9 protein-coding genes are annotated in these 13,894 nt (G+C 62.7%); 3 read left to right on the top strand and 6 right to left on the bottom strand.

Annotated features, from left to right (window positions below; genetic code table 11):
- Window positions 1–31: 31 nt before the first annotated feature.
- Window positions 32–1,474: a GGDEF domain-containing protein gene (locus SKP52_RS21505; protein ID WP_052208699.1), complete on the top strand. Its 1,443-nt coding sequence runs from the start codon at window positions 32–34 to the stop codon at window positions 1,472–1,474.
- A 164-nt stretch (window positions 1,475–1,638) separates the two neighbouring features.
- On the opposite strand, the gene SKP52_RS21500 is transcribed toward SKP52_RS21505, so the two are convergent.
- Window positions 1,639–1,896, bottom strand: a complete 258-nt coding sequence (locus SKP52_RS21500) for a conjugal transfer protein TraD (protein WP_039578615.1) — start codon at window positions 1,894–1,896, stop codon at window positions 1,639–1,641.
- Between the two features lie 22 nt (window positions 1,897–1,918).
- Window positions 1,919–2,224 carry a conjugal transfer protein TraD gene (locus SKP52_RS21495; RefSeq protein WP_039578611.1) on the bottom strand — a complete coding sequence of 102 codons (306 nt, stop codon included), beginning with the start codon at window positions 2,222–2,224 and terminating at the stop codon, window positions 1,919–1,921.
- A gap of 173 nt (window positions 2,225–2,397) precedes the next feature.
- Between SKP52_RS21495 and traA the strand changes: the two genes are divergently transcribed.
- Together traA and SKP52_RS21485 are read left to right on the top strand one after the other, a co-directional pair.
- The gene (gene traA, locus SKP52_RS21490; protein WP_039581970.1) at window positions 2,398–5,313 is read left to right on the top strand and encodes a Ti-type conjugative transfer relaxase TraA; all 2,916 of its coding nucleotides are present in this window, start codon (window positions 2,398–2,400) and stop codon (window positions 5,311–5,313) included.
- 7 nt (window positions 5,314–5,320) lie between these two features.
- Window positions 5,321–6,040 carry a DUF6118 family protein gene (locus tag SKP52_RS21485; RefSeq protein ID WP_039578606.1) on the top strand — a complete coding sequence of 240 codons (720 nt, stop codon included), beginning with the start codon at window positions 5,321–5,323 and terminating at the stop codon, window positions 6,038–6,040.
- A 121-nt stretch (window positions 6,041–6,161) separates the two neighbouring features.
- Here SKP52_RS21485 and SKP52_RS21480 read toward each other — a convergent pair whose 3' ends face one another.
- The 4 genes from SKP52_RS21480 to SKP52_RS21465 form a co-directional block, all read right to left on the bottom strand.
- Window positions 6,162–8,684: a S9 family peptidase gene (locus SKP52_RS21480; protein WP_039578604.1), complete on the bottom strand. Its 2,523-nt coding sequence runs from the start codon at window positions 8,682–8,684 to the stop codon at window positions 6,162–6,164.
- Between the two features lie 87 nt (window positions 8,685–8,771).
- Window positions 8,772–11,669, bottom strand: coding sequence for a TonB-dependent receptor (locus tag SKP52_RS21475; protein ID WP_039578602.1), 2,898 nt, complete (start codon window positions 11,667–11,669; stop codon window positions 8,772–8,774).
- 75 nt (window positions 11,670–11,744) lie between these two features.
- A complete protein-coding gene (locus tag SKP52_RS21470; protein WP_039578599.1) occupies window positions 11,745–12,728 on the bottom strand; it encodes a FecR family protein in 984 nt (327 codons plus the stop codon).
- Window positions 12,725–13,303, bottom strand: coding sequence for an RNA polymerase sigma factor (locus SKP52_RS21465; RefSeq protein WP_039578596.1), 579 nt, complete (start codon window positions 13,301–13,303; stop codon window positions 12,725–12,727). The genes SKP52_RS21470 and SKP52_RS21465 overlap by 4 nt, the downstream gene beginning before the upstream one ends.
- Window positions 13,304–13,894 lie beyond the last annotated feature (591 nt).

Raw genomic sequence — 13,894 nt, 5'->3', positions numbered from 1 at the left:
GTGCGGATTTCAACATGGGAAGCCGCTGCCGGTGTCCACCTTCAATCGCTTAGGAGCAGACCTCAAGCACTTGCCCGCCTCTCCGGCCGGAGCCCTGGCGACATTTTGGATCGCCATCTTTACGGCATGCCTGTTCGGCATCTTGACGCGGCCCGTCGGCTTTCTAGCGACGGTGTGGCCAGCAAATGCCGTCATGCTGGGGCTTATGCTTCGCATGCCGCGCACGGCAAGCTCAGGAGGATGGCTGACTGGCGCTTGCGCCTTCATGCTGGCCGATCTGCTGACCGGGTCTACTCTGTTAAAGACGCTCATTCTCAACACTGCCAATCTGCTCGGCATTGCGGGCGCATATCTGATCTTCACTCGGTTGCCATCCGATATGCGCCGGCTTCGACACCCCAATGCGATGCTCTATCTGGTGATGGCATCCGCCGTGGCCGGGGCAATTGCCGGTCTTGTCGGCGGGATCGCGAATCCAGTGCTATTTGGACGAGGCGTCCTCAATGGCTGGTCGTTCTGGTTCGCGACCGAATTCGCCAACTATGTGCTGCTGCTCCCGGCTATTCTTGTCGCTCCGCCGCTGTCATCGCTGCTTTCCAACGGATGGAGTCTCCGACCATCGGGTAAACCGGTGCGCACGCTTCCCTTTGTTTTCTTCATACTTTCGGGCGCAGCGGCCGTGCTGATCGGAGGCCCCGGCGCGATTGCCTTTCCGGTGCCCGCTCTGTTGTGGTGCAGTCTGGCCTACCCGATCTTCATGACCTCGCTCCTGACACTGGTCTTCGGCATCTGGACGCTCGGCATTATTTCGGGCGGGTATATTCCAGGCCCCTTGCAGGCAGAGAGCGAAATGGCGCTGGTGTCCGTGCGGCTGGGTGCCGCACTCATTGCACTGGCGCCCGTCATGCTGGCGAGCGTGATGCAAAACCGGAAAGAACTGCTTGACCGAATGCGGCATCTTGCGATGCACGATCCACTGACGGGCGTCGCCAACCGAAACGCCTTCATCGAGAATTCGGAACGAATGCTGCGAGAGATCGACCAATCCGTCGCGATCATGATGGTCGATCTCGACCAATTCAAGTCGATCAACGACCGGTTCGGGCACGCCGCCGGCGACCAAGTGCTGACGACCTTTGCCGATCGTGCGAGGGACTGCCTTCGACCGCAAGACATATTGGGGCGCATGGGCGGCGAGGAATTCGCGATCATGATTGCCGGTTGCAGCCAAAAAGAGGCGATGATGGTTGCCGAGCGCATTCGGTCCGTTGCGTCCGAACCAATCATGCTCGACGAGCATCAACCGCTTGTGGCGACCGTCAGCATTGGCCTCATCATTGTTAGCCCAGCAGTCGGCGGCCCTATCGATCCGTTGCTATCCGCGGCCGACAGGCTTCTTTACCTTGCGAAACAAAATGGACGTGATCGAGTGGAGTCTTTAGTCAAACCGGCTCTCCTGGATACCTCACCATGAAACAACTCGATCAGTTGTTCTCTTGATCCAACGCGCTGACAATCATCGCGGCGAGTGCTTCTTGAGCACCGAGTCATGCGGCCCGCCTTTGCTGTCGAGATCGCGCCGTATCCACCGCGGCGTGCGCTCTACGACCTGGCGGATGGCGTCTGTCAGTTCCCGCATCATGGCGCGTCTATGACGGACGATTCGGAGTCAGGCAACGCGTCAGCGGCGAATGCCCGCTTGCCGCGCCTTCGCCAGAGCGCGGAGGCATGGGCGCCATCGTCGCTCCGCAACTTATCTGCTATCCCAAGAAACGAGCCGTAGATTGTGGCTCGGTCGTCGTCGGTTAGGTCGACGAGCCCGGACTTGACCACAAGGCCGCCCAACTCGATAAGCTGGCGGGTCCGCTCGCGTCGCTGGATCTGCCACTCGCGCATGCCACTTCGCGCTCTCGCAGCGTCAAGCCGATGCCGCATTGCCATCGCCCGGCACAGCGCCTTCGTCGCCGCGACCAGATCGCGGCGCAGACTTGCGGACCGAGCGCTGAAAGAAGGCAGCACCCGCACGACGCCAGCCCTCCTTCGCTTGTCCATCCTTCGTGGCCACCGCGCTGAGCAATGCCCCAGCGAGCATCTCGGCATCGAGCGCATCGGCTCGGCAAGCAATGACGAGTTCGCCGAGTTGGCGAACACGGCGTTCCTTGAGTAGCTTTGCCTTGTCGGCGAGCGCTTGCAGTTCCGAATCAAAATCCCGTGGTTTACGCATGGCAAAGTCTCCATTGAGTGACAATGCAGCCATGATAATAGAAGGGCGCCGGTGATGCAGTAGAGTCGCCGGGACGCAGTGACACCGCCTAGTCCCTGACCGGATTTTATTCGGGAAGGGCGCGCTTATACGTCGTGCCGACGTGGCTTTTGAAGTGTAGATGGATGGCCGTCATGGCGATCTTCCATCTCTCGGTCAAAGTCATCAGCCGCGCGGCGGGCCGCAGCGCTGTCGCGGCTGCCGCCTATCGCTCCGCCGAGCGGCTGCACGACGAGCGGCTCGACCGCGCGCATGACTTCACCAACAAGTCCGGCGTCGTGCACAGCGAAGTGCTGCTGCCCGAGAACGCGCCCGACAAATGGCGCGACCGCGAACGCCTGTGGAATGACGTCGAAGCGTTCGAGAAGCGCAAGGACGCGCAGCTATCCCGCGAGGTCGAGTTTGCGATCCCGCGCGAGATGAACCAGAGCCAAGGCATCGAGCTGGCGCGCGATTTTGTGCAACGCGAGTTTGTCGATCAAGGCATGGTCGCCGACCTCAATGTGCATTGGGACATCGGCGCCGACGGGCTCGCCAAACCCCACGCGCATGTCATGCTGACGATGCGCGAGATCGTCGTCGGCGACGATGGCGAAGCGGGGTTCGGCGCGAAGATCCGCGACTGGAACCGCACCGAACTTGTCGAGCAATGGCGCGAGCGATGGGCTGACCATGTGAACGAGCGCCTTGCCGAACTCGATATCGATGCACGTATCGATCATCGCAGCCTCGAGGCGCAGGGCATTGCACTTGAGCCGCAGGACAAGATCGGCCCCGCCGCATCGCGCATGGAGGGTCGCGGCCTTGAAGCCGAACGGCTCGAAGAACATCGCGATATTGCCTATCGCAACGGCGAGCGCATTGTCGCCAATCCGCGTCTCGCGCTCGACGCGATCACCCACGGGCAAGCCACATTTACCAGCCGCGATCTCGCGATGTTCGCGCATCGCCACAGCGACGGGCGCGAACAATATGACGCCGTGCTGGGCGCGGTGCGCGCATCGCCCGATCTGATCGAACTCGGGAAAGACGGACGCGGCGAGGATCGGTTCACGTCGCGCGATATGATCGAGACGGAGCAGCGACTGCACCTTGCCGCCGAAGCTATGGCGCAGCGCGATGGGCGCCGCGTCGCGGACACCGATCGAGACATCGCGCTGGCGCGCGCATCGGCCCGCGGTTTGCATCTGACGGGTGAGCAACGCGCCGCGTTCGACCATGTGACCGATCGGCGGGATCTCAGCATCGTTGTTGGCTATGCCGGAACTGGCAAGAGCGCGATGCTCGGCGCCGCGCGCGACGCTTGGGAGAGTTCCGGACTGAACGTGCGCGGTGCGGCACTGTCGGGCATTGCTGCCGAGGGGCTGGAGAACGGCTCGGGCATTGGCTCGCGCACGATCGCCAGCCTCGAACATGGCTGGTCGCACGGCCGCGATCTGCTTACGGCGCGCGACGTGCTTGTCATCGACGAGGCCGGAATGGTCGGCACGCGCCAGATGGAGCGCGTGCTGTCGCACGCTGGCGATGCCGGCGCCAAGGTCGTACTCGTTGGCGACCCGCAGCAGTTGCAATCAATCGGAGCGGGCGCCGCGTTCCGCTCGCTTCACGAGCGGCATGGCGGCGTCGAGATCGGCGAAGTTCGGCGCCAGCATGAAGGCTGGCAGCGCGAGGCGACGCGCGAGCTTGCCACGGGCCGCACCGGCGATGCGATCCGCGCCTATGACGAGGCGGGTATGGTGCGCGCCGCCGAGACGCGGGAAGCGGCGCGCGCGCAGCTCGTAGAATATTGGGATCGCGACCGGAAGATCGATCCGAACGCCAGCCGGATCTTCCTCACCCATACCAATGCCGAGGTGCGCGAGTTGAACGACGCAGCGCGCGACCGCATGCGGGTGGGCGGCGATCTTGGCGAAGACGTCAGTTTCAAGGTGGAGCGCGGCGATCGGGCGTTCGCATCGGGCGATCGTATCATGTTCCTGCGCAATGAGCGCAGCCTGGCGGTGAAGAACGGCACGCTCGGCACCATCGAGCGCGTCAGCGAACAGCGTATGGCCGTGCGCACCGACGACGGTCGCAGCGTCGCGTTCGACACCAAAGATTATCGCGATCTCGATCATGGTTATGCGGCCACGATCCACAAGGCACAGGGCATGACGGTCGATCGCACGCATGTGCTCGCCACGCCCGGCATGGATAGCCACGGCGCCTATGTCGCGATGTCACGCCATCGCGACGGCCTGGCTCTGCATTATGGTCGCGATGACTTTGCCGATCGCGGCAAGCTGGTGCGCACCCTGTCGCGCGACCGGCCGAAGGATATGGCGAGCGATTATGCGCGCACCGATCCGACGCGCGCGTTCGCCGAGCGTCGCGGCATCACAGTCCGCGAGCTTGTCGCCGAGATCGTGCGCAAAGCTCCGGAAAAGGCGCGCAGCATCTTCGCCGGATTTAGCCCAACCGTGAAGCGGGCCAGCCTGGAACCCCGTGAGGCATCTCGAACGAGTGACACGAAGCGTGCGGTCGAACGCTACGCCCGCGCGCAGGCCGACATCGACCGCATGGCGGCAAAAGGCTTCCCGACACTCGCGCACCAGCGCAACGCGCTCGACAAGGCCGGGAGCGAGCTCGATGCGATCCGGCCGCACGCCCGCGCCGATCTGGCGGCGGCGTTCGAGCGTCAGCCTGAGCTGGTTCGTCCGGCGGCACAAGGAAACACGCAGGCCGCGGTCCGCGCGATGCAACTCGAAGCGGAAATCCGCATCGATCCCGCCAAACGCGCCGACCGGTTCACCGAGACCTGGCAGCGGCTGCAACAGCAGCGCACATCGCTCAGCCGGAATGCCGAGCATGAGGCGGCGCGCAAGGTCAGTGGCCAGATGAGCGCAATGGCGAAAAGCCTTGAGCGCGATGTGCAGGTCGAATCGCTCCTCAGAGCCCGCAGGGCCTCTCTAGGTATCGATGCGCGCTCGGTGCGCCCCATCGGACAGGAACTGGCCGAGATTGCAGGATTTGGCCGCAGCCGATCGCGCGGCATCGGAATAGGCATGTAGGAGAAGGATGATGACGAATGACGTTCGGGCAGTTGAGTCAACCGATCCCGCGACGGCGGCGTTCTTACGGCTTGAAGGCGAAATCGCACTCATGCGCCGCGCGGTCGAGAACCTCGCGACCGAAAAGGCCAATATCGATATACCGGATTATAGCTCAACGCTCGGCGAGATGGCGCAGCACCTCGACACGGCAGCGAAGACGCTGGCCGCCATCGCCGCAAAACCCGCGATGGAAATGACCCCGGAAACCATGGGGCAACGGATGGACCAAGCCGCACGGAAAGCGCGCCAGTCCGACCGGGAGCAGATCGCCGCGGCGGAGAATAGATATGACCACGCGGTGCGCGAACTTGGGCGAATGATGGCGTCGGCGAAATCCGCGCATGAGCAGCGGGAATGGCTGGCGTGGACCGGCGGCGGAGGCGTTCTGGCTGGATGCCTGCTATGGGCGGTTGTTCCCGGTCCTATTGCCCGCGCTTTTCCTGAAAGCTGGCATATGCCCGAGAAGATCGCGACACGCGCGCTTGGGGAGCCGACCATATGGGAAGCTGGCGTGCGCCTGCTCCGCGTCGGGAGCCCCGAGGCTTGGCGGGCGATTTCCGATGCAGCGGTGATGCGACACCAGAATCGTGAAACAATCGCCAATTGCGAGAAGACCGCTGCCAAGACAAAACGAATCGTAAGATGCACGGTGCAAGTTGTCCCTCCTCAGCAGAGTGACGAGTAAATACTTGGCCCGATCGGATGTTTCGCGTTCTCGCTTTTGTCGAAGCGTTCTTTCTATTCTCTGCCGCTTCGGTCGACGTTGGAGGAGCTGGTGTAGGGCTCGCGGTGATGCTCGGTGCTTATCATTGAACCACAATTGTAGGGCTTTCGTTCGTCGAGGCTATCGGCGCCTGCGACCCGTTTGGCATACCGAGCTTCTCGTCATACCATGCAAGGACGCGCGCTACCTTGTCGTTGATGTTCGCTGGGCTCGACAGCACATGCCCCTCGCCCCAATAGCGAAGCAGCACGCTGTCCTTGTTCAACCGAAAGAGGGCCGTGAACATTTCCTCCGCTTGGGCCATCGGCACGAAATCCTTGTCGCCGCTGACGATCATCACGGGCGTTACGATGCGTTCGACACGCATCAGCGGACTGTTGCGCAGATAGGCTTCGGGGTCTTGCCAAGGCGTGGCGCCCAAGCGCGGCTGGCCGGTTTCGACGCCGCTCGCAAAATATAGGTCCGGGCCGTCGAACTCGGCCTGCATCCGGTTGATCGGCTGCAGTTCGCCATAGAGGCTGATTAGATCGTATAGGCCGGCCTGAGCGACCGCCGCCTTGAAACGGTCCGTCTGGGTGATCACCGACATCGTCGTATAGCCGCCGAAGCTCTGGCCCTGGATCGCAAGGCGCGATGGATCAGAATATCCCGCGCTGACAGCTGCATCGACGGCTGCCAGCACAAGGCCGCCCAGTTTTTCCATCGGTTCGCGTCTCGTCGCCTCCTCATCGTAAGGAAGGCTCGGATAGAGCACGGCATAGCCTCGAGCTGCCAGTAACTGGCCGTTCAACTCGCTGGTTTCCCAGATTTCCGGGCCTGACCAACGCTGCCGGTTGCCCGTACCTGCATAGACATCGACCACGGTCGGCAACGGCTTGCCCGGAGCATGGCCCGCAGGCAAGAGCAACCAGGCTACCAGCGGCTCACCGTCGGGACCGCGATAATCCAGCCGCACCGGACGGCCGGGTGCCACGCCGCGCAGATGCTCGTTGATCCTCATCACTACGCGTGAGCCGCCCGCCGCATCAACGATAGTCAGCGTGCCGACATTGCCGGGGTTTCCCCGGAAAACGGCCTTGCGGCGATCGACGGACACTGCAACCGCCTTCGCGTCGATTGAGGGCGCCCGCAGCACGAAACGGTCCCGCGGGGTTGCCCCCCAAGCCAGCAGCATCTGTTCCGCATTCGACCCCGTGGATGTAGCGATGACCGCCGCCTCTCCTTCGCCACGCCCTATAACGCGCCGGGTGAATCGCCCCGGCGCCTGCCATGCCCCGAAGGAGCCGGTTTCCGCCATCGCATCGATGGCCGCCTTCCGGCCGTCTGCCGTCATCGACCAGAGTTTTCCGTTGGCTTGCACCCAGAGGAGGCCTTTGCCGGAGCCGACGATCGTCATCGCATCGCCGAAGGATTCGGCCAGATCGAGGGGCGCCCGTCCGTCGCGCATCAGGTGCCAAGATGCCTGCCTGCCTGATCGGCCCAGGACGAGCAATTGGTCGCCCAGCCAACGGATGCTCGGCCTGAGCGGATATCCGGGTAGGTTGAGATCGACGCGCATGCCCTGCGCATCGATCGGCGCTGCGGTGTCTCGCATGACCTCATATGCCCATAGTCGGGCGTCCCGCCAGCTTGCTTTCCGGGCGCGCGCGAAGAAGGCCAACCGTTTTCCAGTGGATGACCATTCCAGCGTGGTCGTCGCGGTGTCGCACTCGTCGCAGTCCACCACGCTTTGCGTGCCCGTGCGCAGGTCGAATATGCGGATCGCCTTCTGGGCCCGCCAATAAGGCGCCTGGTGATCGAGCGGCACTGCCGGGTCGGGCACAAGCGGGCTAGCCTCGACAGCAGCGAGATGATGCCGATCGGGCGACAGCGACCATGCGAGAAAATTGCCGTCAGCCAGCGTGCGAGACTTGCCTGTGAGGCTGTCGACCACGACCAGCCTTCCGATTGTCTCCCGTGATGGCGTGGCCGCGTGCCGACCGCTCCCGACGATGCTGGCGGTTACTCGTTCGCCGGCGCGCTGATCGCGCCACGCCTCGGCGAGCCGGTCGAAGGCTTCAGCATGCGACTCGAACAGCGCCGGCAACCGGCCTGGCGCCATAACCGGGAGAACGAACTCATGATTCGAGATCCACACAGGATCGGCATAGGTGAGCGTCCAGCGGATATCCGGCGTCAGGCCAATCTCAACCGGACCCTTTCCGCCCTGACGGTACAGACCATAGGTGACTGCGTTCGCCGATGCCTTCATATAGACGATAACGCTGCCATCCGGGGATATCGAGCGAAGGCTGTATCCGGCACCCTCATCCTGGGCGAATAATGGTCGCGCCGCGCCAGGCCGGTCGAGATCGGCTATGTAGAGCTTCGCGGTTTGCCCGCCGAAGGGGCCCCACCAGCCTTTGCCGAAATCCGGAGAACGGTCGTAGCGCGGCTGATAGTCGAACAGGATGTAACGACCCAGCGGATCGAACTCGACGCGCCCGATGTCCTCGTTCCTCAGCATCAGATCGACGTCATAGGATTTCGTCCCCCGTGTCGATTGGGCAGCGACGGCGGATGCGCACATCATGATCGCCGCGATCGCTGACAAGAATCGTATCATGGCCGATGTCATTGAAGGTTCCTCATGCGGGAAGCGCCGCTATCGGCGTGAGAGAAGATCTGGAGAGCGTCGGCGAGTATCGCGGCCTCAAAAGGCCTTCGACAGGCCGACATAGAGGAACCGTTCCCTGAGATCGGCGATGCTGGGATCATAGCCGATACCCCATACGCCGGAATAATCCGGGGTGCGGTTGAACAGGTTCTTCGCGCCGAAGCGCAGCTCGCTATTTTCCGCCCACGAGCCGCCGATCAGTTCACCGAGGTGAACCGAAACTTGCGCATCGACGAATATCTGGCTTGGAACGCGCAGCCCGTTGCGGATATCGGCGGTTGTATCGTCATATCCGCTGATATAGCGGCCGGTGACGGTCAGGCCGAAAGGCCCCGGGTCCCAGACGCCGGTCGCCGTCGCCTTGAACCGGGGGATCGTCCCGTTGGTGTTGGCGATGCCGACGCGGTCGACCGGCGCGCCGCCGGGCACGTCCGCCGTGCGATAGGTGGTGACGAGCGTTCCTGCGACATCCGCCGACAAGCGGCCGAGGTCGGTGTCCCACGACATCGCCACGTCGGCGTCAAAGCCGTTGGTCTTCAGCCGCCCGAAATTGAGCGTGACTGAGCGCACTTCGCGCAGCACTCCGGGAAGCCCGGCGGCGATGTCGGCCGGCGTGGGGGCGTCGCGCACGATATAGTCGGAGAAGGAGGATTCGTTGGCGAGGATGACGGGCGCTGCCAACCTCTGGAACCGATCCTCCTGCACGATCTGCCAGAACGATCCCCTGACGCGTAGGTTCGAGCGCTGCGGCGCCAGGACGAAGCCGATCGTCCACGACTCCGCCGTCTGCGGCTTCAGGTTGGGATTGCCGCCGCCCCGCGAGAGAATCGGGACGGTCTGGTTGTTGCGGCTGGGATCGACGGTTTGGGTCGAGAACGAGGTCTCGGCGAGATAGAGATTGTAGAGCGACGGCGCCTGGAAGGCCGTTCCATAGGAACCCCTCAGCATCAGATAGGGCGTCGCCTGCCAGACGATGCCGACCTGCGGATTCCAGGTGCCGCCAAAATCGCTGTAGTGATCATAGCGTCCCGCGCTCGAAAGCGTCAGCCGGCCCGCATCTCCTTTCGAGGCATCGCCCGCGAGCAAGGGGATTTGAATCTCGGCAAATGCGGCATGGCTTTCCCGTCCATTGCGATCCGATGGAATGGAATAATTGATGGCCGAGAAGTCATAATTAACGCTCTCCCTTCGCCACTCGCCGCCGATTACCGCTTGCACCGCGCCGGCCGGCAGGTCGAGCAGCGGCCCCCGCACGAAACCATCGATCTGGTCGGCCTTGGACCGCGCGATTAGCAGCCGCGGCGTCGGATTCAGCAGCGAACGGACAAGCGCGTCGCTGCCGCCGGGGCCGTCCTGAAACACATTCAGGGCCATTTCCGGCGATGCCGATGCCAGCGCTGCGTTCACCGCGGCGCCGTCCAGCAACTGCCCGTAATCCTGATTGCCGCGATCGCGGAAACGTAGGCCGGCCAGTTCCCAATCCCACGCTCCAAGCTTTCCGCGCGCGCCCGTTACCAATCGGAGAGACTCGCTGCTAAAATCGATGCTCTGGTCAGACAGTGAGGCGAGGAGGAAATTCGCCGTTACCGCCACTCCGAACGGGTTGAACGGGTTGCTTGCGGGCACAGTGACATTGGAAAGCTGGGGCGGCGGCTGCGAGCTTCGGTCACGCCGGTCCGAATACATCATCTCCGCAAACAGCGTCACATCCGACGCGACGTCCCATTCCAGAAGGCCGACGGCGCTCTTCCGTTCGCTTTCCGGCACCACCGACAGATTATTATAGCTGCTCGTCCGGTTCTGCTGTCCCGCCGTCGCCGCGAACGACGCCGGAGTCAGGCCGATGCCGATGCTGCCCGCCGGTACGGCGGCACATGGTGCTGACAGACCAGGCAGGTTCGCCCCGCTGACCGTGCAGATATTGCCGGGATTGGCGATCAGCGAGCTCTGGTCCCGCCCCCCGAAACGGCGATAGTCCCGGTTGGCGAACAGATCTCGCTCCCTCCCCGGCAGGTTCTCGCGCTTGAAATAGTCAAGAGCGAGCGACGCGCGAAAGTCCGGGCCGGACGTTCCCATCGAAAACGACGCTCTCTTCTCGGTCGCACCGCCATCCGCGCCGCCATAATAGAAATCCAGCGTTGGTCGCTCGACGGCCCTGCTCAGTACCACATTGACCACGCCGCCGGTTGCGTCGGCACCGTAGACGGCCGACGCCGAATCCGACAGCAACTCGATCCTTTCGACGGCCGCGAGAGGGATGGTGTTGAGGTCGAAGAAATTGTTGGAATTGGTCAGCGCCGAGGTGACCGTGCGCCGCCCGTTGATTAACACAAGCGTCGACCCGAGCCCGAGCCCGCGCAGTTGGACGGCCTGGCCGGCGCCTTGCTGGAACTCCTCGTCCGTGGTGAAGCTCGTAGCAGTCAAGTTGCGCGTGATTTCGCCGACCCCCGTCGCACCCGCGCGATCGATCTTCTCGCGTGAAATCGTCGTCACGGGGGACGCGCCATCGTCGGGGCGCGTGCGCTTCAGTCGCGATCCGGTCACGATGATGTCCCCCGCATTCTCGGCTTCGGTCGCGGCGCCAGCAGCGGGCACATCCTTCCGCGAGGCCGCCGAGCTAGCGGCTTCCGCGTTTCCCCCCCGAACGATCGCGACAAGGTTGCCGTCGACCCGAGTGGTGAAACCGCTGCCCGCAAGGATAGCCGCGAGCGCGGCTTCTGCCGACTGTTTGCCGCGAGCGCCGTGAGAGCGCGCGGAACGAACCTGATCGGCACGATAAACAATTTGGCGCCCGGACTGTCGGACATAGGTATCGAGCGCTGATTTCAGTGAGCCGGCTGGAATGTTATATTCGCGGGTCTGCGCTGCCGCTGGCGTGGCTAGCGCGACTACGCAGGTGCTGGTCGCGAGTGCCGCTGCGAATGCTCGGTTCATTTACCCCCCTTATCCGGGCAGCCTGTCTGCCCCATTGGGAGCGCAAGACAATCCTGAGGCGTTTTTTTGGTAACGCTACTGACTTGAGATTATCACCGTCTGGCCATCGCGCTGAATTTTGAGACCATAGGCATCGCGCAGAAGCCGGGTGAAGGAATCGACGCTGGACGCCTGAAAACTGCCGCCGATCGGGATATGGCTGGCCTGCGCATCTGTAACGACTAGCCGGGTGCGATTGTAGCGGTTGAATTCGGCGACTACGTCACTCAGCGGTGCCTGGTCGAAGCTCAGCATGCCATCACGCCACGCCAGCGCGTTCTCGACACGCTCTTCAGATCTTGGAGCGATGAGCGTGGAAATGCCGCGTGAGATCGCCGTGTCGCCCGCGGTGATGATCGCTGCATGCGCCATCTGACCGTCGCCATCATCGACCCGGACCCGGCCCTCGAGCACATTGACTATCACCCGGTCCCTATCTCGGCGGACCGAGAACTTCGTGCCCAAGACCGTGATGGTCTGGCGGCCGGCATGAATCACGAACGGCTCGCCCTCGCGGTGCGCAACCTCGAAGAACGCCTCGCCGGAGTCGAGCCAGACTTCCCGCCTCGTCTCGTTGACAGCGGTCCGCAGGACGGTCTGCGTATTGAGTTCGACCTTGCTGCCATCGACGAGCGGGACCACGCGACGGCCGCCGATTGGCGTATCGAAGCGTGCCGGCTGCGCCAGTTGCGTTCGTGTCGGCGGCGAATCAACAAACTTCAGGCCGAGCGAGATTCCACCAATGCCGATGGCCGCGATGAGGCTCGCCGCGATCGCGGCCGGCCACCGCAGACGCGCGGGTTGCGGTCCTTTGATCTCGGAATGCGGATCGATGCCGAGCGCCTTGATCCGGTCCGCCTGCTGCCACAGATGATCGACCCGCCAGAACGCCGCCTTGTGCGCCATGGATTCTTCGAGCCACGTGTCCAGCTTGACCCGCTCATCCTCGCTCCAGTCCTCGCCGTTGCGACGGATAAGCCAGTCGAGCGCCTGGTCCTCGATCGCTTCCTGCCGCTTCATGGCACCACCTCATGGTCGCTCCGACGGGGATAGGCCTTACGCACGATCTTGCCCGTGCCGCCCGCCATATGATCAAATAGAGCTTTCATCCCGAGCTTGATCTGGCGCCGGACCGTTTCGATCCCGATGCCGAGATGCTCGGCCGCCTCCCGGTCGGTCATGCCGTCGACCTTCTGCAGGAGGATCACTTCACGGCATTTGGGTGGCAGCTTGTCGATGCCTTCCCTAGTGCGGCGCAACTCATCGCGGGCGGTCAGCGTCCGCTCGGCCTCGAACAGGCCGAAGTCTGCGCCCCGGTTGACGCTGTCGAGGTCGGCGATTGCCTCGATTGGCACGATCCGCGCGCGCTTGGCATGGTTAATGAGGCGGTTGCGCGCGACTGTATAGACGTAGGCACGTGTGTTCGACGGCAGCGTCCGGCGCGCGCCGATCAGTATGCTCTCGTAGATGTCCTGCCTCAACTCTGCCACGTCTTCAGGCACCCTCCAGTTGCGACGAAGGTAGGACGTCAACGTCCGCTCAAGAGGGAGCACCTCCCGCACGAACCAGGCATTGAGGTTGTCATCGTCGATCATCCAGGCGGGGCTGCCCTCGCTACAATTGTTCGAAGAGGCCAAGACAATCCGGCGGTCGATAATTGGTAACGCAATTTTTTCGTCCACGCACTTTTTTCAAGGAACCAAGATTTCGTGCCTTAGGCTCTGCGACGCGGGCTCGGACAAACGGGCAGGCTGAATTGGTAGCGCGGCTTGATCGTCATTTGTGCCGTTGAATTCATTGCGGCGTCATCCATTGTATCGTCTCGCTTTGTTATGGTCGCGCGGTGTAAGGAATTCGATTGACCCGCAGCAGGCATATCTTGCGCATTTACTCCTGATGGCAAAGGATATGCAGAGCTTCAAAAAATAACGCAGCAGAGTTCGAAGAACAATGGGTCTCTGCAATCGAGCTTCGCCAAAAAAGCCGACAGTATAAAGTGCGACGCAGTTTTTCGACGATGATCGGCGGGCATGACCTGCCAGAAATCGCATGATGGACGGCGGCTATCGCCCGGTTTTACGACATGCGAGTGCAACGCCGAAGATTCTTAACCCGCTTTTGCTATGCGTGGCATCATGCCTGACGACCTCGACAATAAATTCAGATCGAATGAAGGCAACGCTCAG

It is taken from the genome of Sphingopyxis fribergensis (assembly GCF_000803645.1).
Classification (GTDB): Bacteria; Pseudomonadota; Alphaproteobacteria; order Sphingomonadales; family Sphingomonadaceae; genus Sphingopyxis; species Sphingopyxis fribergensis.
The sequence above is the reverse complement of the archived record's forward strand: the minus strand, read 5'-3'. Positions and strand labels throughout refer to the sequence as shown.